At 71.1% G+C, this 20,500-nt stretch carries 19 protein-coding genes and 1 pseudogene; 4 read left to right on the top strand and 16 right to left on the bottom strand.

Features of this window, described 5'->3' with window-relative positions; all coding sequences use genetic code 11:
* Nucleotides 1-160 precede the first annotated feature (160 nt).
* Nucleotides 161-664: a GbsR/MarR family transcriptional regulator gene (locus RB628_RS22140; RefSeq protein WP_318322248.1), complete on the bottom strand. Its 504-nt coding sequence runs from the start codon at nt 662-664 to the stop codon at nt 161-163.
* Between the two features lie 72 nt (nt 665-736).
* On the opposite strand from RB628_RS22140, the gene RB628_RS22135 reads away from it, so the two are divergent.
* From RB628_RS22135 to RB628_RS22125, 3 genes are all read left to right on the top strand, one after another.
* Nucleotides 737-1,657, top strand: a complete 921-nt coding sequence (locus tag RB628_RS22135) for an ABC transporter ATP-binding protein (protein ID WP_318322247.1) — start codon at nt 737-739, stop codon at nt 1,655-1,657.
* Entirely contained in the window at nt 1,654-3,267 is a 1,614-nt protein-coding gene (locus RB628_RS22130; RefSeq protein WP_318322246.1) for an ABC transporter permease, read from the top strand. The genes RB628_RS22135 and RB628_RS22130 overlap by 4 nt, the downstream gene beginning before the upstream one ends.
* Before the next feature lie 299 nt (nt 3,268-3,566).
* The gene (locus RB628_RS22125) at nt 3,567-4,769 is read left to right on the top strand and encodes a VanZ family protein (protein ID WP_318322245.1); all 1,203 of its coding nucleotides are present in this window, start codon (nt 3,567-3,569) and stop codon (nt 4,767-4,769) included.
* 123 nt (nt 4,770-4,892) lie between these two features.
* Here the strand turns inward: RB628_RS22125 and RB628_RS22120 are convergent, their stop codons facing one another.
* From RB628_RS22120 to RB628_RS22105, 4 genes are all read right to left on the bottom strand, one after another.
* Nucleotides 4,893-5,327 carry a hypothetical protein gene (locus RB628_RS22120; protein ID WP_318322243.1) on the bottom strand — a complete coding sequence of 145 codons (435 nt, stop codon included), beginning with the start codon at nt 5,325-5,327 and terminating at the stop codon, nt 4,893-4,895.
* Nucleotides 5,327-5,896 carry a PRC-barrel domain-containing protein gene (locus RB628_RS22115; RefSeq protein ID WP_318322242.1) on the bottom strand — a complete coding sequence of 190 codons (570 nt, stop codon included), beginning with the start codon at nt 5,894-5,896 and terminating at the stop codon, nt 5,327-5,329. The genes RB628_RS22120 and RB628_RS22115 overlap by 1 nt, the downstream gene beginning before the upstream one ends.
* Nucleotides 5,893-6,042 carry a hypothetical protein gene (locus RB628_RS22110; RefSeq protein WP_318322241.1) on the bottom strand — a complete coding sequence of 50 codons (150 nt, stop codon included), beginning with the start codon at nt 6,040-6,042 and terminating at the stop codon, nt 5,893-5,895. Before RB628_RS22110 ends, RB628_RS22115 begins: the two co-directional genes overlap by 4 nt.
* A gap of 239 nt (nt 6,043-6,281) precedes the next feature.
* Nucleotides 6,282-7,499 (bottom strand): cytochrome P450, encoded by a 1,218-nt coding sequence (locus RB628_RS22105; RefSeq protein ID WP_318322240.1) that lies wholly within the window; start codon nt 7,497-7,499, stop codon nt 6,282-6,284.
* A gap of 219 nt (nt 7,500-7,718) precedes the next feature.
* Here RB628_RS22105 and RB628_RS22100 point away from each other — a divergent pair, with 219 nt between their 5' ends.
* Nucleotides 7,719-8,894 carry a lipid II:glycine glycyltransferase FemX gene (locus RB628_RS22100; protein WP_318322239.1) on the top strand — a complete coding sequence of 392 codons (1,176 nt, stop codon included), beginning with the start codon at nt 7,719-7,721 and terminating at the stop codon, nt 8,892-8,894.
* 196 nt (nt 8,895-9,090) lie between these two features.
* Here RB628_RS22100 and RB628_RS22095 read toward each other — a convergent pair whose 3' ends face one another.
* From RB628_RS22095 to RB628_RS22045, 11 genes and pseudogenes are all read right to left on the bottom strand, one after another.
* The gene (locus tag RB628_RS22095; RefSeq protein WP_318322238.1) at nt 9,091-9,765 is read right to left on the bottom strand and encodes a response regulator transcription factor; all 675 of its coding nucleotides are present in this window, start codon (nt 9,763-9,765) and stop codon (nt 9,091-9,093) included.
* Complete coding sequence (locus RB628_RS22090) at nt 9,762-11,120, bottom strand: sensor histidine kinase (RefSeq protein ID WP_318322237.1); 1,359 nt, start codon at nt 11,118-11,120, stop codon at nt 9,762-9,764. Before RB628_RS22090 ends, RB628_RS22095 begins: the two co-directional genes overlap by 4 nt.
* 147 nt (nt 11,121-11,267) lie before the next feature.
* Nucleotides 11,268-12,158, bottom strand: coding sequence for an alpha/beta hydrolase (locus RB628_RS22085; RefSeq protein WP_318322236.1), 891 nt, complete (start codon nt 12,156-12,158; stop codon nt 11,268-11,270).
* Nucleotides 12,159-12,442: 284 nt separating this feature from the next.
* Nucleotides 12,443-13,645: a kynureninase gene (gene kynU, locus RB628_RS22080; RefSeq protein WP_318322235.1), complete on the bottom strand. Its 1,203-nt coding sequence runs from the start codon at nt 13,643-13,645 to the stop codon at nt 12,443-12,445.
* Entirely contained in the window at nt 13,638-14,483 is an 846-nt protein-coding gene (locus tag RB628_RS22075; protein ID WP_318322234.1) for a tryptophan 2,3-dioxygenase family protein, read from the bottom strand. The genes kynU and RB628_RS22075 overlap by 8 nt, the downstream gene beginning before the upstream one ends.
* 151 nt (nt 14,484-14,634) lie before the next feature.
* Nucleotides 14,635-15,048 carry a DUF3151 domain-containing protein gene (locus RB628_RS22070; RefSeq protein ID WP_318322233.1) on the bottom strand — a complete coding sequence of 138 codons (414 nt, stop codon included), beginning with the start codon at nt 15,046-15,048 and terminating at the stop codon, nt 14,635-14,637.
* Between the two features lie 146 nt (nt 15,049-15,194).
* The gene (locus tag RB628_RS22065; RefSeq protein ID WP_318322232.1) at nt 15,195-16,670 is read right to left on the bottom strand and encodes an MFS transporter; all 1,476 of its coding nucleotides are present in this window, start codon (nt 16,668-16,670) and stop codon (nt 15,195-15,197) included.
* 64 nt (nt 16,671-16,734) lie between these two features.
* On the bottom strand, nt 16,735-17,766 hold the full coding sequence (gene fbaA, locus RB628_RS22060) for a class II fructose-bisphosphate aldolase (RefSeq protein WP_318322231.1): 1,032 nt from the start codon (nt 17,764-17,766) through the stop codon (nt 16,735-16,737).
* 151 nt (nt 17,767-17,917) lie between these two features.
* The gene (gene pyrE / locus RB628_RS22055) at nt 17,918-18,478 is read right to left on the bottom strand and encodes an orotate phosphoribosyltransferase (protein WP_318322230.1); all 561 of its coding nucleotides are present in this window, start codon (nt 18,476-18,478) and stop codon (nt 17,918-17,920) included.
* Nucleotides 18,479-18,501: 23 nt separating this feature from the next.
* On the bottom strand, nt 18,502-19,302 hold the full coding sequence (locus RB628_RS22050) for an aldose 1-epimerase (RefSeq protein ID WP_318322229.1): 801 nt from the start codon (nt 19,300-19,302) through the stop codon (nt 18,502-18,504).
* 705 nt (nt 19,303-20,007) lie between these two features.
* Nucleotides 20,008-20,500, bottom strand: a pseudogene (locus RB628_RS22045) (hypothetical protein); the annotation flags it as partial.

The raw sequence follows: 20,500 nt of genomic DNA, 5'->3' as shown, positions 1-20,500 counted from the left end.
CGCAGGCACCATCGCAGGGAAGCGCCACGGGAACCGTCGCAGGGAAGGGGCGCGGGGAAGGGGCGCGGGGAACCGCCGCAGGGAACTGCGGGGCCGGCCGTGGCCGGTCGCGCCCCGCGGCGGAGCCGCAGGTCGACACAGCCCGCGCCCCTTCGGGCCGCTATCCCTGGCCGGAGGTTCTGGCGCGTTCCTCCCGCCACCGGTCCATCAGCGTGGTGAGTTCGCCCTCCAGGTACTCGAAGAAGGCGAGCGTCTCGGCGATGCGCCGGCCGCCGGGCGTCTCGGCACCGAGGCTGTCGACGCCGACGCGCAGGGTCTGCCCCCAGCGCTTGAGGATGGCATCGCGGTTGGTCATCGCCTCGTACCACTGGTCGCTGTGCACCCGGTACCGCTCGCGACGTGAACCGGGTTCACGCTCCCGCGAGACCATGTGCACCTGGGACAGATAGCGCACGGCGCCGGAGACGGCGGCCGGGCTGACCTGGAGCTGTTCGCCGAGCTCGGCGGAGGTCAGGGCACCGGCGTCGGAGGCGAGCAGCGCGGCGAAGACACGGGCCGCCATGCGCTGCATCCCGGCCTCGACGAGCTGGGCGGCGAAACTTTCGACGAACTTCGACACCGCTTCGGGGTCACGCCCACTCTCCGCCGCAACCGGTTCCGTCATACGCAGAGTGTAACCACCATTCATACGCTTCCTTAACTTCACAAATTTCTGAAGCAAGCGTACTTTCGGAGCATGACGAAGGCCAGCCACGCTGTTGAGGTGTCAGGACTCCACAAGTCGTTCGGCAGGACGCACGCTCTGGACGGTCTCGACCTGACCGTGGAGACCGGCGAAGTGCACGGCTTCCTCGGCCCCAACGGCTCCGGAAAGTCCACCACCATCCGCGTCCTCCTCGGCCTGCTGCGCGCAGACTCGGGCGCCGCGCGGATCCTGAACCGGGACCCCTGGGCGGACGCGGTCGAGCTGCACCGCCGGATCGCGTACGTCCCCGGCGACGTCACCCTGTGGCGCAACCTCTCGGGCGGCGAGGTCATCGACCTGTACGGCCGGCTGCGCGGCGGCGGACTCGACAAGGGGCGCCGGACGGACCTGATCGACCGGTTCGAGCTGGACCCGACGAAGAAGGGCCGCACGTACTCGAAGGGCAACCGCCAGAAGGTGGCGCTGGTAGCGGCGTTCGCGTCGGACGTGGACCTGCTGATCCTCGACGAACCGACCTCCGGCCTCGACCCGTTGATGGAGGAGGTCTTCCAGCGCTGCGTGCAGGAGGAGCGGGACAGGGGCCGTACGATCCTGCTCTCCTCCCACATCCTCAGCGAGGTCGAGGAGCTGTGCGACCGGGTCAGCATCATCCGCAGGGGCCGAACCGTCCAGACCGGCTCCCTCGCCGACCTGCGCCACCTCACGCGGACGAGCATCACGGCAGACCTGGCGGGCGTACCGAACGGGTTGGCACACCTCCCCGGCGTCCACGACCTCGACGTACAGGGGAAACGGGTCCAACTCCAGGTCGACACAGACAAGTTGGACGCAGTGCTGCGCTCGCTCACCGAGTCGGGCGTACGGTCGCTGAGGTCGACGCCACCGACGCTGGAGGAACTGTTCCTGCGCCACTACCAGGACGTCCTGGCCGAGGAGACACTGCCCCGATGACCGCGACAACGACCACGCCCTTCGCGGTTCGTTCGCCAGGAGCCCGCCAACTGGCGGGCACCGGAACGCTGTTGAGGTTCAACCTGCGCCGCGACCGGGTGATGATCCCGGTCTGGGTGGCGGTGACGGCCCTCATGGTCCTCTCTCTCCCGGGCTCCCTGGAGAGCGTGTACTCCACCCCCGCCGAACGCGCCGACATCGCCCGCCAGATACTCGCCAACAACTCCCTTCGGGCCACGTACGGACCGGTGTTCAGCGACTCGATCGGCGGCCTGACCGCCTGGCGCATCGGCGGCTTCGCGGCGATCCTCGCCGCCATCATGAGCCTGCTCGTCGTCGTACGGCACACCCGCGACGAGGAGGAGAGCGGACGTCAGGAACTGATCTCGTCGGCGATGGTGGGCCGCCGGGCCCCGCTGACGGCGGCCCTGCTCACCGCCGTGGTGGCCAACGTCGCCCTGGCGCTGCTGATCACGGGCGGGCTGGCGGGCCAGGGCGCGTCGGGTGCGCTGGCCCTGGGCCTGGGCATCGCGGGCGTGGGAACGGCGTTCGCCACCCTGGCGGCGATCGTCGCCCAGTTCACGGAGAGCGCGCGGCTGGCGAAGGGCCTGACCGGCGGGCTGCTCGGCGTGGCGTTCGTGCTGCGCGCGGCGGGCGACTCGGCGACGGACGACGGTTCGTCACCGCTGACCTGGATCTCACCGATCGGCTGGCTGGAGAACGTACGGCCGTTCGCGGACGAACGGTGGTGGGTGCTGGCGCTGTTCGCGGTCGCCGCAGCCGTCCAGGGGTACCTGGCCTACGAGTTGGCGGGCCGCCGGGACGTCGGCATGAGCTTCATCGCGACGCGCCCCGGCCCGGCGACCGGCCGTCTGGGCACGGCGGGCGCGCTGGCCTGGCGGTTGCAACGGGGCGCCGTCCTCGGCTGGAGTATCGGGTTCTTCGCGGCGGGGATCGCCTTCGGCGGGCTGACGAAGGGCGCGGCGGACCTGGTCGGCGGCAACGACAAGACGCGGGAGATCATCGAGCGGATGGGCGGCCAGTCGGGCATCGAGGACGCGTTCCTGGCCACGATGGCCGGCATGTTCGGCATGGTGGCCGCGCTGTACATCGTCTCGTCGGTACTCCGGCTGCACGCAGAGGAGACGTCACAGCGGGCGGAGCCGATCCTCGCGAACGCGGTGGGCCGGTTGCGATGGGCAGGCGGGCACCTGGTGATCGCCTTCGGCGGCGCGGTGTTGATCCTGCTGCTGAGCGGCCTGGGCCTGGCACTCGGGTACGGGGAGGGGTTGGGCCCGGTCCTCGGGGCGAGCCTGGTGCAGGTCCCGGCGGTGTGGGTGCTGGGCGGACTGGCGGTCCTGCTGCACGGGGTGTCGCCCCAACTGTCGGTCGGGGCCTGGGGTGTTGCGGGGTTCGCCCTGCTGGTGGGGTGGATCGGGCCGGCGCTTGACGTACCGCAGGGGGTGCTGGATCTGTCGCCGTTCGGGCATCTGCCGAAGCTGCCGGGCGGGGAGATGAGCTGGACGGCGGTGCTGCTGCTCACGGGCGTGGCGGTGGGGCTCGTTTCGGCGGGGCTGGCCGGGCTGCGGAGGCGGGACCTGAGCACGTAACACCGGCGGTGCTGCGCGCCGCGCAGTTCGCAGGCGATGCGGTAGCAGTCCAGCCCGGCCTGGTCCTGGACTTCGACTCCACACTGCTCCCGCGCATGGTCGGGACGGGTCATCCGGTGCATGCGTTCCCGTGGTTGTGCGTGTCGACGGTCTGCGCGGGCCCTACTCTGGCATCCGGCACGCACATCGAGCTCTCCGGGCCTGGCCTGCCCGTTTCGGGTCGGCCGTTTCGCCGTGCCACCTGCTTCCCGCAGTCCGCGGCGGAGCAGGTCGTCCGTCAGCCGCAGAAAGCGCATGCCGTGTTCCGCACCTACCTGTTGCCCGTCGAGGCCGCAGTCACCTTGTTCCCACTCGTCGCCGCGGTGATCCTGGGACCGGCCGCAGTCCGCGGGTACCGCAGGCGCGGCCGGGCAGGGGGCTGGCCGGTTCTCGTGTTCTACAGCTTCGTCTTCTACCTGCTCGCCGCGCTGCTGCAGACGGTGATGCCGCTGCCCGCCGACACAAGCGACCACTGCGCCTCCGTCCACTACGCCGCAGAACCGCAGTTGGAGCCCTTCGCCTTCCACGCCGCGATCTCCTCGGCAGGTGGCGGCAACTGGTCACCCGGTGCGCTGGCGCATCTCGCCCCTACCTGGACCACGCTGCTCAACGCCGTGCTGCTCCTGCCGCTGGGCGTCTATCTCCGTTACTACCTGCGGCAGCGGCTGATCCGTGCGACGTCCGCGGCTTTCGTCACCTCCCTGTTCTTCGAAACCACCCAGTACACCGGTCTGTGGTTCGTCTACGCCTGCCCCTACCGGCAGTTCAACGTGGACGACCTCATGCTCAACACCGCCGGCGCGGCCCTGGGGTGGATCGCCGCCGGCCCTCTCATCCGCCTGCTGCCTGTCAACGACCCCGACCGCGAACGCCGCCGCTACGCATGGCGCGTCACCCTCTCCCGACGGCTCTTCGCCTTCCTCACCGACCTGGCCGGCTGGCTCATCGTCTGGACACTGGCCACCGGTCTGCTCGCCGTCGCCACCTCCTGGCACACCGGCCGGCACCACGCGCTGCCGATCGGCGCCGCCCTCGGGCTGGTCTGGTTCTGGCTGCTGCCGGCCGTCTTCGCGACCACTCCCGGCAAACGGGCCGTACTCCTGCACCTCACCCGACCCGACGGCACCCGAGCAGGTCCGCTGTGCCTCACCCTGCGCTCCTGGATCGTGTACTGCCCCCTCGCCCTGGCCTGGACCGCCCTTGCCCACCACACCGGGTCGCTCGAGTTCTCCGAACTCGCCGGTCGCCTGCTCCCGCACCTCACCCTGCTCGCAGCTGTCCTCATCTGGGGCGGCCCAGGACTGACAGTCCTGCTGCGCCGGGACCAGGGAACCTGGTACGAACGGTGGACCTCCACCGTCAACACGGCCCTCCTCGACCCCCGTCAATCCCCAGTCCCGCCCCCGCGAGAAACCGCAGGGGCGCGCTCTCCCGATCTCCGCGTTCACGACGCCGATCGCTGACCGCCGCTCCGGCCTACGGCCATCGGAAGCGGGGCGCGCCTCCCAGCGGACATCCAGAAGACGAGGGAGCCCGCTCTGTCCGGGCAGCGCCCGTCGACTCGGCGCCGCGGAACAGGTGTCGGGTCAGGACCCCGTGGTGATGACGAGGGCGTAGGAGCCGATGCCGGTCAGCGCGGCACCGGGGTGGTGGTCGTTGGCGCTGTGCACGGTCAGGACCGCTCCGGTTCCGGTGTCGATGTCGATGTCCTGGAAGGTGCCTACCTCGGCGCCCTGGTGGGTGAGGATGCGGCGGCCGATCAGGTCCTTGCAGACGGCGGCGGGGGCGGCGAGATCGTCGTCGGCGTCCTGCAGGGCATGGGTGCGGGCCATGACCGCGTCGTGGCCGATGGCCTGGACGTTCTCCCAGGTGAGGAAGGAGCCGGACCGGCCGGCCTTCTTCAGTCGCAGAGCGAGGACCCGCGGCGGGTGGGCGGCGAGGACGAGCCCGTCGACCACGCCGACATGGTGAGCCTCGGCGGTGTCCACCACCGGCAGGCCGGAGATCTGGGAGAACAGCATCACGCCTCCTTCACGTGGGCGCGGAACGCCTGGACCATACCGGTGAAACCGGGCAGGTCATCGGCGACGAAGTCGGTCGCCGCGGCGGGGATCACCAGCGCCTCGCCGGAGACCGCGACGGTCTCCGCCAGCGGGATGTACACCGTGCGCTCCTGGCGGCCGAGCGCCTCACTCGAGGCGATCTGATAGCCGGCGACGGCGGCCGCGGTCGCGGTCACCTCGATGACCACGTCCGTGACCTTTCCCAGGTCCGTACCGGCGTCGCTCAGCACCCGCGAGCCCAGCACGTCCCCGCCTGCCGCCTCACCGCGGTCGACGACCTCGCTCCGGGCCTCGAACGCCGCCTCCTCACGGACCATCACCGCGTGAGGGCCCAGGGCCGTCACCGCCGCCCATGGCAGAGCCTGGCGCTTGGGGCCCGAGAAAATGCCTCGCCCGCTCAGCGTGAAGCCCGACACCCGGCCCGCACGGCCCTCGAAGACAATGTCCTTGACCTGTGCGACCGCCTCGCCGGACAAGGTGACCACGGGACGTTTACCGATCTCCGAAGCCAGCATCAGCGTGCTCATGACGCCCCCTTCTTGCCCGCCCGGCCCCGGCCGCGCCGCACCGCGATCACACCGCCGGACCGACGTCGGGCCTGGATGCCCAGCATCGTCCCAGCCGCCACCACCGCCAGTACCCCGGCGACGACGAGCCACAACCACCAGTCCACCGCACACCTCCAGGTGCGACGCCGGTCAGCCCGGCATCCGTACTTCCAGCATCTTGCACGCGCCCCCCGAAGTCCAGGCCGCCAGGCAGCGGCACGTCCGCACCCGCCGCCGGTAAACCGTGTGACCGTGCAGGAGACGCTGTCGGACCGGCCGACTCCCCTCCGGGCCGTTGCTGATCCTCGCCGGGACCACCGCCGCCTGGGCGTCTGGGCGGCCCTGCGGGGCGTCGGATCCCGGCTCAGGTCTCGACGCGCAGCCCCTCCAGCCCCCTGATCACGAAGTTCGGCTTCCGAACCGGCTCCGCCGTCAACCCCAGCGTCGGCGCTCCCCTCAGCAGCGCCCCCATCGACGCCGCCAGTTCGATCCGCGCCAGCGGAGCCCCGATGCAGTAGTGGATCCCCGCGCTGAACGAGATGTGAGGGTTCTCCGGCCGCGTCAGGTCCAGCGCCCCGGCATCGGCGAAGACCTCCGGGTCATGGTTGGCCGAGCCGAAGAGCAGCGCCACCTCGCTCCCCCTCGGGATCACCGTCCCGTCGATCTCGATGTCGTCCAGCACCCACCGCTCGAAGAGCTGGAGCGGGGTGTCGTACCGCATCAGCTCCTCCACGGCGGACGGGATCAGCGAGTGGTCCGCGCGCAGCGCCGCCAGCTGGGCCGGGTTCCGGAACAGCGCCCACCAGCCGTTCACCGTCGCGTTGACCGTCGCCTCGTGGCCCGCGTTGAGCAGCAGTACGCACGTCGAGATCATTTCCTGTTCCGTCAGGCGGTCGCCCTCGTCGTACGCGGCGATCAGGCCCGAGACCAGATCCTCGCCGGGCTCCCTGCGCCGGGCCGCGATCAGCTGCCGCAGATACTCCGTGAACTCCTCCGACGCGCGTACCGCCCTGGCCGCCGTGTCCTCGGACGGGCTCAGCTCGTACATGCCGCAGATGTCCGCCGACCAGGGACGCAGCGGCGCCCGGTCGCCCTCCGGGATGCCCAGCATCTCCGCGATCACCGCCACCGGCAGCGGCTCCGCCACGTCCGTCAGCAGGTCGCCGCCACCCGCCTTCACCAGGCCGGCCACCAGCTCCTCCGCCAGCTGCTCCACGTACGGCTTCAGGCCCTCCACCGTGCGCGGGGTGAACGCCTTCGAGACCAGCCGTCGGATACGGGTGTGGTCCGGCGGCTCCAAATCCAGCATGCCGTGGTCGTTGAGGGTGTGGAACGGCTCGTGTTCCCGCGGGGGTGCCGTGCGGCCGAAGTCCTCGTGGGTGAAGCGGTGCTGGTAGGTGCGGCCGAGGCGGCGGTCGCGCAGCAGCGCCGAGACGTCCGCGTGGTGCGGTACCAGCCACTGGTTCGTGGGTTCGTAGTACACGGCCCTGCCCCGGGCGCGCAGTTCGGCGTACGCGGGATACGGGTCCGCGACGAACGCCGGGTCCCAGGGGTCGAAAGCGAGGTCGGAAGCAGCTGCCATGCACGGACGCTAGCCCGAGCCACCCCCATCTGACCAGGGATGTCTCACCGTACGGCACGCTGCCGGAAGGCGGAGTTCGGGTGGCCGTCGGCGGCCCTTCGCCTGTACTGCCCGTCCGGTACACCGGGCCCGGCTGGGATACGGAGAGACCGTGAACTCTTGACCCGTCCGGTGATCCCCGGCTTAGGGTGGCCGCCCCCGAACAGGAGTACCCCACCCATGACCAGCCTGTACGTGCGGGAGATCACGCGCGAGGAGCATCTTGCCCACCTGCGGCAGTCTCCCGACGCGAGCCATCTCCAGATCCCCGAGTGGGGCGGCGTGAAGCCCGACTGGCTGCCCGAGAGCATCGGCTGGTTCGAGGGCGAGGAAACGGGCGGGGAGACGGGCGGGGCTACGGGCGGGGCTACGGGCGATGCGATGGTCGCGGCGGCACTCGTCCTGTACCGGCCGCTGCCCGGGACACGGCGCTACCTCGCGTACCTTCCCGACGGACCCGCGATCGACTGGCGGACCCCCCGCCTGGAGCGCTGGCTGGACCCGCTCATAGCCCATCTGGAGCGGATCGGGGCGTTCTCGGTACGCATCGGGCCGCCCCTGGTCGTACGTCACTGGGACGCGGCCACCGTCACGGCGGGCATCGCCGACCCCGGCGTACGTCATCTGCGCGACCTCCCCGCGGCCGGCATCGACGGATACGCGCTCGACGCCGCGGAGCGGCTGCGGCGGCTCGGGTGGCGGCCGTGCGAGGAGGACGACGGCAACGGGTTCGGCCTCGGTCAGCCGCGCTACGGCTGCCACATCCCGTTGGCGGGCCGCTCCGAGGACGACCTTCGCGACGCCCTCGCCCCGCACTGGGAACAGTCCCTGCGCACAGCCGAGTCGGCCGACGTCCGGGTCTCCTGGGTGTCGGACGCCGACCTGCCCGACTTCCACCGCCTGTACACCGCGACCGCCGCCCACGACGGCTTCAAGGCCCGCCCGCTGGACTACTTCCGACGCATGTGGAGGGCCCTGAACGCCGAGGACGACGACCGGCTGCGCCTCTACCTCGCCGAGTACGAGGGCGAGGCGCTCTCCGGTGCCCTCATGATCAACGTCGGCTCCCGTGCCTGGCACTCGTACGCCGCGTCCGGCCGTCGCGGGCGTCAACTGCGGCCCAGCAGCGCGCTGTTGTGGCGCATGCTGTGTGACGCGCGGTCGGCGGGCGTCGAGACGTACGACCTGCGCTCCATCACCCCCGCCCTCACCGAGGACCGCCTGCTCGGCCGGCTCCACTTCAAGACGGGGGCCGGCGGCCGGCCCGTGGAGTACCTCGGGGAGTGGGAACTGCCGGTGGGCAGCCAGGGCAAGGTGCTGCAGCGGGCGTTGCGGGTCTATCTCGGGCGCAGATGACCCTGACCGCACCCGACCGCGCCTGACCACGTCCGACCATGTCCGACCACGTCCGACCACGGTGGCCGTCGTCGACGCCGGTCCGTGTCACGCACGAGACCACCACCACCACGTCCGCGCCACGGGCGCGGTCATCGCCACCGCGACGTCCGTGTCACCGCGGTCGCCGCCCTGGCCCGCCCTGGCCCGCCGTGTCTCACCGCGGCGTCACCAACCGCGCCTCGTACGCCAACACCGCCGCCTGCGTACGGTCCCGCAGCCCAAGTTTCACCAGGATGCGGCTGACGTGCGTCTTGACCGTCGACTCGGCGACCACCAGCCGGCGCGCGATCTCCACGTTCGACAGACCGTGCGCGATGAGCACCAGTACCTCGGTCTCCCGGTCGGTCAGGTCACCGTACGCCGCCTGCGCGCCCGGCACGATGCGCGGCGCCTCGGAGAGTTTCGAGAACTCCGTGATCAGGCGCCGGGTGACCGAGGGAGCGAGCAGCGCCTCACCGGCCGCCACCACCCTTACCGCGTCGGCCAGTTGGCGCGCCGACGCGTCCTTCAGCAGAAAGCCCGACGCGCCCGCGCGCAGCGCCTGGTACACGTACTCGTCGAGGTCGAACGTCGTCAGCACCAGCACCTTCGCCGTGCCGTCCGCCGCGACGATCTCCCGGGTCGCCTCGATACCGTTCAGTTCGGGCATCCGGATGTCCATCAGGACGACGTCCGGGGCGAGTTCACGCACCCGCTCCACCGCCTCGCGGCCGTTCACCGCCTCGCCGACCACCTCGATGTCCGGCATCGCGTTGAGCAGTACGGAGAAGCCCTCGCGGACCATCACCTGGTCGTCCGCGACCAGTACGCGGATCGTACGGGTGGTCATGCCTCTCCCGCTCCGTTCTCCTCGGTGGCGCTCGCGACCGGGAGGAAGACCCTGACCTCGTAGCCCCCGTCGGCCGCCGGGGCCGCCGTCATCTCGCCGCCGAGCATGGAGACTCGCTCGCGCATCCCCGTGAGGCCCTGCCCCGCGCCCTGCGTCGGCGTCGACTTCACGAACGACACCTCCGCCGCCCGGCCGTTGACTATCCACAGGCTCAACCCACCCAGCACATAAGCGATCTCCACCCGCGCGCTCGCGCCCGGTGCGTGCCGAAGCGTGTTGCTCAGCGCCTCCTGCACGATCCGGTACGCCGACAGCTCGACGCCCTGCGGGAGTTCACGTACCGCGCCCACCACCGCGTTGTCGACGGAGAGGCCCGCCTCACGCACGTTCGCGAGCAGTCCGTCGAGGTCGGCCAGGGTGGGCTGCGGGGCGTCGGGAGCCTCGTGGTCCTCCGCGCGTACGACGCCCAGGACCCGGCGGAGTTCGTTGAGCGCGGCCACCGCGTTCTCGCGGATCGTCGCGAAGGCCTTCGTCAGCTCCTCGGGCGGGTTCTCCACCCGGTAGGGCGCCGCCTCCGCCTGGATGGCGACGACCGACATGTGGTGCGCGACGACGTCGTGCAGCTCACGCGCGATGGTCGTGCGCTCCTCCAGCAGCGTGCGCCTGGAACGCTCGTGCGCGGTCACCGTCTGCTGGGCGGTCACCTCCTGCTCGGCGGCCCGGCGCACCTGCCGCATGCTCACCACGAGCAGCGCCAGCGCGGAGATGAAGAGAAAGGACACGCTGTTGGTGGAGTTCTGGCTGCCGAGGAAAACCTCGGCGAACACGGCGTACGCCGCCGTCAGCGCCCACATCCAGGCGGCCGTACGCGGCCGGGTCCGGGCGGCGACGACCGTCAGCACCACCAGGTGGGTGACGAAACTCGACGGCAGCCAGGGCCACTGGCTCCAGGTGTGGCCGACCGTGGCGACGATCGGGGTCGCGGCCATGGAGAACCAGAAGGCCCCGACCGGCCTGACCAGCGTCAGCAGCACCGGGCCCAGCCCGAGGAACGCCATCGCGAGCGCCACCAGCTCCTGCCCCCAGCTGTCGGCGAAGGCGACGAGCGCGGCCAGCAGCCCGGCCGCGCCCACCATGGCGTGCGGCGTCCAGACCGCGCACCGGGGCAGCCGCCGGGCGATCCGGCCGGTCCTGTTCCCCGGGGGCAGTGGGCGGTGTGCGAAGGGGTCGTCGAACAGGTCCTCGCGCAGCCCCGCCAGGGCGTCCATGGCCAGCCGGAACTCGGGTCTCCGCGACAGGCCGTCGCCCGTCGGCTTCGGCCCGGGGTTCGTCTGCGTGTGGGTCGTCTCAGTCACATACAGCACGGTAGGCGGCGGACGGGCCGCGGTCGTCAGCAGTGAGAGGGGTTCTCGGCCCTCCGTCTCAGGTACTACGGCGCCCGCCGGGGGACGTCCACGAGTACGACCAGGGCGTTTCCGGTATGTACTCGCGCGCTCCCGTACTCACCACGCCAGCTGTGCGATCTCCTCCGCCACCACCGCGCACGCGTCCGCCACCGGGTCGATCAGCGGGAAGTGACCGACGTCCTCAAGGAGCGTCAGACCGACCACCTCACCGGCCTTCGCCGCCGCGTCCGCGTACGACTCTGCGACGATCTGCGGTACGTCGATGTCGGCGCGCCCCTGTACGAGGGTGGTCGCGATGCCGGTGGGGAGCAGGAGCGCCGGGTCGGCGTAGGGCTGACGCTCGGCGAAGTGCCCTTCCCCGCCCAGGAGTTGGCGGACGGCGTCGGAGCAGACGTCCAGCTTCGCGGCGACGCCGAAGTCCGCGACCGGGGCGAGGGCGACCACGCCGCGCAGCGGGGCGGAACGGTCGAGGTACCAGGGCGCGTCGGCGGGCAGCAGATGCCGGGCGGCGACCCACAGGGCCAGGTGCCCGCCCGCCGAGTGCCCGGTGACGACCATACGGCGCGGGTCGGCCTGCGGAAGGTGGGCCGCGGCGAGCGCGGGCAGGGCGTCCAGCGCCGCCGCGACGTCGTCGAAGGTCTCGGGCCAGCGCCCGGCGACGGTGGGGCCGTCCCCGCCCCGCCGGTACTCCACGTTGGCCACGGCGAACCCGCGCCGGGCCAGGAACCCGGCGAACGGAGTGATGTGCCGGCGGTCGTACGGCGCCCGCCAGGCACCCCCGTGCAACACGACGACCAGCGGCGCGCTTCCGTCGTCCGGCCGCGCGGCGGGGCCGTGCGGGGCGTAGAAGTCGATCACGTGGTCGGGGTGGTCGCCGTACGCGGCGGTGGCGTCGGGGTCGACGGGCGGGTGCGAGAAGGCCGACTCCTCTTCCGCAGCGGCGGCCTCTGCGGCGCCGTGCTCCCGTCCTACGGCATCGTCCGGCATGCTCCAACCTCTCAGCGACGATGGGGGTACCTCCCAGGCTTTCGGCCCTGGGGGAGGATTTGGCGGACCTGGAGAGAATTCGGCCGTTGCCGGGACGCTATCAGGCCCCGTGACGTGCGCCGACACGCGGAACTGACGCTCGGTGAGAGGCAAAACGCTCCTGTTGTTTCATTTACGGCCGTACCGCCCGCGTCCGGGCCGCCACCCGCGCCGCGAAGGCGGCCCGCGCGCCGGCGAGGGCCGACGTGTACGTCACGCCGACCGTCGCCTGATCCGCACAGGGCTCAGCCGGCGACGACCTCACCCAGCACCCGGGCCGCCCGTTCCACGTCCGCGAACCCGACGTACAACGGCGTGAACCCGAAACGCAGCACATCGGGCCGCCGGAAGTCGCCGACGACACCCCGCTCGACGAGCCGCGCCATCACGTCCCCCGCGTCGTCGCACCGCAGCGCGACCTGGCTCCCCCGCTCGGCATGCGCGGCCGGCGTCACGGACTCGACGCGCCCCTCCGGGACGTACTCGTCGACGCACTCCAGGAAGAAGTCGGTCAGGGCGAGGGACTTGGCCCGTACAGCCTCGATGCCGACCCCCTCCCAGACCTCAAGTGCGGCCTCCAGGGCGAGCATGGAGAGGACGTCCGGCGTACCGACCCGCCCGCGCGTCGCACCCGGGGCGGGGGCGTACTCGGGCCGCATGCCGAAGGGGTCGGCGTGCGAGGTCCAGCCGGGAAGGGGGGAGTCGAACCGCTCCTGGTGCTGCTGACGGACGTACAGGTAGGCAGGCGAACCGGGCCCGCCGTTCAGGTACTTGTAAGTACACCCGACGGCGAGGTCCACCCCGTGCTCGTCCAGCCCGACCGGCAGGGCGCCCGCGCTGTGGCACAGGTCCCAGACGGCCAGGGCGCCGGACGCGTGGATCGCGGCCGTGAGGGCGGGCAGGTCGTGCAGCCGGCCGGTGCGGTAGTCGACGTGGTTGAGCAGCACGGCGGCTGTACGGCCGCTCAACTCCCCTGGTACGGCGCCCGGTTCGAGGGCGCGCAGGGAGCATCCGGTCATCCGGGCGGCGGACTCGGCGATGTAGCCGTCGGTGGGAAAGGTGGTGGCGTCGACGAGGATCTCGTCCCGGCCGGGCCCCGCCAGCCGCACGGCTCCCACAAGTGCCTTGAAAACATTGACACTTGTCGAGTCACCCACGACGACCTGGCCGGCCGCCGCACCCACCAGCGGAGCGATACGGTCACCGATCCGCTCGGGCGCGGTCCACCAGCCGCTCTCGTCCCAGGACCGGATACGCAGCTCGCCCCACTCCCGGCGCACGACGTCGTCCAGCCGGCCGGGGACGGCGGCGGGCAGTGCGCCGAGCGAGTTCCCGTCCAGGTACGTGACGCCGTAGTCGAGCACGAACTGCGCGCGCACCTTGGCGAGTTCGTCGCGCGAGTCCAGTTCCGCGGCGACCTCCGTCTTCGAGGGCAGCAGCTCAGACATGGGACCTCGCCGTCCACAGCTCGGGGAAGACGTTCTTCTGCGCCCGCTTCTCCAGCCAGGCCACCCCGGCGGAGCCACCGGTACCGGCCTTGGCGCCCATGGCACGCCGGGTGGCGACGAGATGGTCGTTGCGCCAACGCCACACCAGCTCGGCGACGTTCGTCAACGCCTCACCGAGACGGGCGAGTTCGGCCTCGGGATCACCCGAGTAGAGGGCGGTCCAGGCGGCCTCGACCTCGACCGAGGGCTCGTACCGCAGGGACACGTCCCGGGACAGGACGGCGTCCGGGACGTCGTACCCGCGCCGCGCGAGCAGCTTCAACACCTCGTCGTACAGGCTCGGTTCGTGCAGCGCCTTCTCCAGCTCGGCGTGCACGCGGGGGGCGGCGCGGTGCGGTACGAGCATCGACGCGGACTTGTCGCCGAGCAGGAACTCCATCCGCCGGTACATCGCGGACTGGAATCCGGAGCCCTCGCCGAGGGCGGCGCGGTAGGAGTTGAACTGGGCGGGGGTGAGCTGGGCGAGGGGGCGCCACGAGGCGTTGAGCGCCTCCAGCTCACGCGCGGAACGCTTGAGCGCGGCGACGGCGGTGGGGACGTCGTCCCCGCGCAGGGCCTTCGCGGCGGTCTCCCACTCGTGCACGATGACCGTGAACCACAGCTCCATGACCTGGGTGGTCACCAGGAAGACCATCTCTCCGGGGTCGTCGGAGAGGGTGTGCTGGAGGTGGGTGAGGACGTCGGCCTGCACATAGTCCTCGTACGGCGTCGTACCGGCGAAGTCGAGATGCGGGGTCTCGGGCTCCGAAGCCTCGGGGGGCTGAGCCTGGAGGGACATCGCTGTCTCCTGTTGTACTCCGGGTGGCGGTCCGCCCCTGCCGAATTCCGACACGGGGGCCCCGGTCCCCACGGGCATCCAACACATCGTCCCCCTAAACCGCAAGGCCCGCCTGTTCACAGGCGGGCCGAGGGCAGGTGGGGCGGGGATGCTAGCCGAGCGTCTGGGCCGCCGTCGCGGAGGAGTCCTTCAGGAACTGGGTGCAGCGCTCGTACTCCTCCTGCTCACCGATCGAGCCAGCGGCACGGGCGAGGGCGTGCAGGGCCCGCAGGAAGCCACGGTTCGGCTCGTGCTCCCACGGCACAGGCCCATGCCCCTTCCAGCCGGCGCGGCGCAGGGAGTCGAGGCCGCGGTGGTATCCGGTACGGGCGTAGGCGTACGACTCCACGACACTGCCCCGCTCGAACGCGTCGTCGGCGAGCTGGGCCCAGGCGAGGGAGGAGGTGGGGTAGTTCGCGGCGACGTCGGCGGGGGCGGTGCCGTTCGCGAGGAGTTCGCGAGGCTCGGGGTAGTCGGGAAGGTGGGTGGGGGGCGGGCCGCCGAGCAGGTTTTCGTGAAGGGTCATGGGTTCCAGTCTGGGGTATCGGACGGTGTTTGTTTCGCCCCGGCCGTTTTCAGCCCCTTGAGGGTCCCCCCTGGGGGAGTTCGAGGAGCGGGGGTTCGGGGGCGGAGCCCCCGAGGACGGGACGGGCAGGGGCGGCGGGGGCGAGGTCAAGGCCGGTCATCCGCCCCCGTACCCGCCCCCTCCAGCGGCGGAGCCGTCACGCACCCGTGCGTGCGGCACTCCGGGTGCAGACATTCCGCCCCCGGCCTCCGCACCGTCGCGAACGCCAGCACCGACCCCGCCGCCAACACCCCCGCACACACCACCATCGCCCGCCGGAACGCCTCGTCGAACACCGCCCCCGACCGGTACGCCTCCGCCCCCATCCCCGTCACCAGCGGCAACGCCGCCACCGCCACCAACCCCGCAGCCCGCGCCGCGGCGTTGTTCACCCCGCTCGCCAGCCCCGCCCGTTCCGTCCCCACCGACGCCAGCACGCTCGACGTGAGCGGCGCGACCAGCGTCACCATGCCCAGCCCGAGCACCAGCACCGCGGGCAGCACATCGGCGGCGTACGACGCCCCCGCGCCCACCCGCAGCATCAGCAGCATCCCCGCCGCACACAGCAACGGCCCGACCGTCAGCGGCACGCGCGGCCCGATCCGCTCCGCCAGCTCGCCCGAGCGTGCCGACAGCAGCAGCATCAGGGCGGTGGTCGGCAGCAGGGCCGTACCGGCGCCCAGGGCCGAGTAGCCGGCCACCACCTGGAGCTGGAGCGCGGAGAGGAAGAAGAAGCCTCCGAAGGCCGCGTACACGCACAGCGTGACCAGGTTGACGGCCGTGAACTGGCGCGAGGCGAAGATGTCCAGCGGCATCATCGCGTCACCGGCGCGCCGCCGCTCGACGTACACGAAGGCCACGCCCGCCGTGACGCCCGCCACCGCCGCCGGCGCCACGGCCACGGAGCCGGACCTGGCCTCGATCAGCGCGTACGTCACCAGGGCGAGCGCGAGCGCCCCCAGGGCCGCGCCGAGGACGTCGAAGCGGCCGTGCTCCGTACGGCCGTCGCCGGACTCGGGGACATGCCGTACGGCGATGGGGGCGCACAGCAGCGCCAGCGGGACGTTGAGCAGGAACACCCACCGCCACCCGGGACCGTCCACCAGCCAGCCGCCCAGGAAGGGGCCCACGGCCGCCCCGATGCCCCCGAAGCCCGACCACAGCCCGACCGCCCGCCCCCGGTCGTCGGGGTGGAAGGAGGCCTGGATGAGGGCCAGGGAGCCGGGTACGAGGAGAGCGCCGCCGATACCCTGCAGCGCGCGGGCGGCGACGAGGACACCCGTGTTCGGGGCGAGGCCGCAGAGCAGCGAGGCCACCGCGAACCAGACGACGCCGACGACGAAGATCCTGCGGCGGCCGTACCGGTCCCCGAGCGAACCGCCGAGCAGGATCAGCCCGGCCAGCGTCAGCATGTACGCGTTGACCGTCCACTGGAGGGCGGCCAGGTCGGCGTCGAGATCACGGCCGATGCGCGGCAGCGCGACGTTCACGACGGTCGAGTCCAGCAGGGCCATGCTGGAACCGAGGACGGTGGTCAGCAGAATCCGCTTGCCCTGGGGTGAGGCGATCCGCACGTCGGACATGCCCCAGGTATACAGCGAGCCCGGCGCCGTAGACAGACGCCGGGCTCGCAGAAGGACCGACGGGTTACTTGATCCTCGTACCCGCGGACCGCAGGTTCTGCGTGGCCTCGACGACACGGGCGGCCATGCTCGCCTCGGCCAGCTTGCCCCACGTACGCGGGTCGTAGGTCGACTTGGAGCCGACCTCGCCGTCGACCTTCAGGACGCCGTCGTAGTTGCGGAACATGTGGTCCGCGACGGGACGCGTGAAGGCGTACTGCGTGTCGGTGTCGAGGTTCATCTTCACGACGCCGTTCTCCAGCGCGGTGGCGATCTCCTCCTCCGAGGAGCCGGAGCCGCCGTGGAAGACGAAGTCGAACGGCTGGGAGCCGGCCGGCCGGCCGTACCTCGCGGCGACGCCCTCGTTCAGCTCCTTGAGGAGGTCGGGGCGCAGGACGACGTTGCCCGGCTTGTACACGCCGTGGACGTTGCCGAAGGACGCGGCGAGCAGGTAGCGGCCCTTCTCGCCGAGACCCAGGGCCTCGACCGTACGCAGGGCGTCGTCGACGGTCGTGTAGAGGGAGTCGTTGATCTCGTGCGAGACACCGTCCTCCTCGCCACCGGTCGGCGTGATCTCGACCTCAAGGATGATCTTCGCGGCGACGGCCCGCGCCAGCAGCTCCTGCCCGATGGCGAGGTTGTCGGCGAGGGTCTCGGCGGAACCGTCCCACATGTGGGACTGGAACAGCGGGTTGCGGCCGGCCTTCACGCGCTCCTCGGAGACCGCGAGCAGCGGACGTACGTACCCGTCGAGCTTGTCCTTCGGGCAGTGGTCCGTGTGCAGGGCGACCGTGACCGGGTACTTCTCGGCGACGATGTGCGCGAACTCGGCCAGGGCGACGGAACCGGTGACCATGTCCTTGCTGTACTGGCCGCCGAGGAACTCCGCACCACCCGTCGAGATCTGGATGATGCCGTCGCTCTCCGCCTCCGCGAAGCCGCGCAGGGCAGCGTGCAGGGTCTGGGTCGAGGTCACGTTGATGGCCGGGTAGGCGAACTTGCCTGCCTTTGCCCGGTCAAGCATTTCGCTGTAGACCTCAGGGGTTGCGATGGGCATGTGTCCGCTCCTCGTGATGTGCGGGTTGGCGATCTGGCGTAATTGCCTGCGTACCTACGGCCCTGACCTAGACCTGGCTGCGAGACCTGGGAAGCGACGTCATCGTCGGCCCCATCTTTCCAGACGTTTCGCCCAGTACTGAGTCCGGTACTCAGTCCAGGCCCAGGTCGCTCTTCGAGTACGCGAAGAGGTACGGCACCCCGGCGCCCTGCTCGATCTTCTCGGCGGCGCCCGTCGCCCGGTCGACGATGGTCGCCACGCCCACCACCTCGGCGCCGGCCTCGCGCACGGCCGCCACGGCGGTGAGCGGCGAGTCGCCGGTCGTGGACGTGTCCTCGACGACCAGCACGCGCCGTCCCTCGATGCCCGGACCCTCGACGCGCTTCTGCATACCGTGCGCCTTGGCAGCCTTGCGCACGACGAACGCGTCGAGGCGCTGCCCGCGAGCGGAGGCGGCATGCATCATCGCCGTCCCGACGGGGTCGGCCCCCATGGTCAGCCCGCCCACGGCGTCGAACTCGAGCCCCGCCTCCGCCGCCAGATCGAGCAGCACCTGCCCGACCAGCGGCGCGGCCTGCCCGTCGAGGGTGACGAGGCGGAGGTCGATGTAGTAGTCGGCCTCGAGACCCGACGACAGGGTCACCTTGCCGTGCACGACGGCCTTGTCCTTGATCTGCTGCAGCAGCGCGCCGCGTACGTCTACGTCACTCATGCCCGCCAGCCTAGACGGGGTCGTCAGAGGGCTCGCCAGCTCCACGTCATTGTGGCTTCCAGGGGCTCGATGGGCGTGACGAGACGCGGCCGGGAGTTGAGCCCGTTGGGCGGGCCGGTCTGCGGCTCCACGCACACGGCGGCTTCCTGCTCGTCGTACACGACGACCCATTCCTCGGGGCTGGTCACCCTCAGCTCCAGGCGCTGCGGCCAGGTGAGGGTGACGTCGACGCCGCCGGGCATGCCGAAGCAGTCGTCCCAGGGGCCGGGATTCGGGTCGACACGGTTCCCGGTGGGGAGGTGGTCGTCGCCGCGCTCCTCCTGCCAGGCGGGCGCGAAGGCCACCTGGACCTCCGCCGGTGCGTCCGCGCCGCCGAGGTTCCGGTTGAACCAGGGGTGCCAGCCGATCTGCGCCGGGAAGGAATCGCCGTACGTCTCCACGGACATGGTGAGCGTGAGGACGTCCGGGGTCAGCGCGACGACCTGCGTGACGCGGCCGGGGTAGGGCCAGGGGTCGACGAGGTCGTACGTGATCACGGCCTCGTCGGCGGTGGCACGGGCGACGCGCCAGGCGCCGTCGCGGACGGTGCCGTGGATGGCGTGCGGCGGGGAGTTGAGGGGGAGTTGGCGTACGGTGCCGCCGTCGAGGAAGCGGCCGTCACGGGTACGCCCGCACCAGGGGACCATCGGAAAACAGCCGAACCGCTCTCCTTGCCGCAGCAGTTCCACTCCGTCGACGCGCAGCCCTCCGACCCGGCCGCCGTTACCCGGCTGCACGGTCACCTCCGCGTCACCCGCGGCCAGCGTGATGTCATCGTTACTCACGCGTCGACCCTACCGGCCCCCGCGCGTCCCCCCTCGCCCGGCGTTCACCGTCGAGGCCGCTGCAGCCCAGGCCTTCAAGGAAAGCGCGTGTACCGCTCGATCCAAGCCTGGGCATCGAGTGGCCGGCCGACGCACCGCTGCTCTCCGACAGGGACGCGGCAGCACCATCCCTGGCCGAGATGACGAAGAAGGGGCTGCTGCCCTCGCACAAGGTGTGCCTGGCGCACAGCGACTCGCCGGACAGGTAGATGGCCACGTCCGCCGTGACGCCGCCGCCGGCCTCTGCCACGCCTCGTATTCCGACCGGCAGCCATTCCGCCCGGACAATCAGTACGCCAACGGAATGAAGTACGGCGATATTCCGGGACGGCGCAGGCTGTATTCGGCATAAGTGCAGTACGAGTACGCCCCCCATGCCGTCGTGTGGCTCTCCGGTGTCCAGCGCGCGGTACAGCACTGTGCAACAGCACTGCGCACCAATGAAGTCGATGTATGACCGCGCACTGGCTTCCAGCTCCGCAGGAGGGTTCAGCGATGAAACGTCAGTCACTTCGTAAATCATGGGTCCAGGCCGCCGCCATGTTTTCGGCCGCGGGAGCATTTGGCCTGGTCGTCAACTTCGCCTCGTCGACGACCGCTCTGGCCGCTGCGAGCGAGAAGCCCGGTGTCGATTGCCCTTTCACGCTGCCAGGCCCGAATGGCGCACTAAGCGTCGATTCCGATCTCCACCCGTGGCCGATGCCCAATGATGACTGGGACGAAATAGGAGAGGCTTTTTGCGGAAGCGGCAAGCACCACGACCACGGGGGTCCGCAGGGCCCTCAGGGCAGCCAAGGCGCCCAGGGTGATGCGGGAGCTCAAGGCGATCAGGGCGATACCGGCCCGCAGGGCACCCAAGGTGATACCGGTGCGCAGGGTGACACCGGCCCGCAGGGCGATCAGGGCGACACCGGCGCGCAGGGCACCCAAGGGTTCCAAGGCGACACCGGCGCTCAGGGTGACACCGGCCCGCAGGGCGATCAGGGGTTCCAGGGTGATACCGGTGCGCAGGGCACGCAGGGCGACACCGGCGCTCAGGGTGATACCGGTGCGCAGGGCACCCAGGGCGACACCGGCACCCAAGGTGACACCGGCACGCAGGGATTCCAGGGCGACACCGGCACACAAGGTGACACCGGCCCGCAGGGCACCCAAGGCG

The organism is Streptomyces sp. ADMS (genome assembly GCF_033441795.1).
GTDB lineage: Bacteria > Actinomycetota > Actinomycetes > Streptomycetales > Streptomycetaceae > Streptomyces.
Note: the sequence above shows the minus strand (reverse complement) of the source record. Positions and strands in the feature narration are given on the sequence as shown.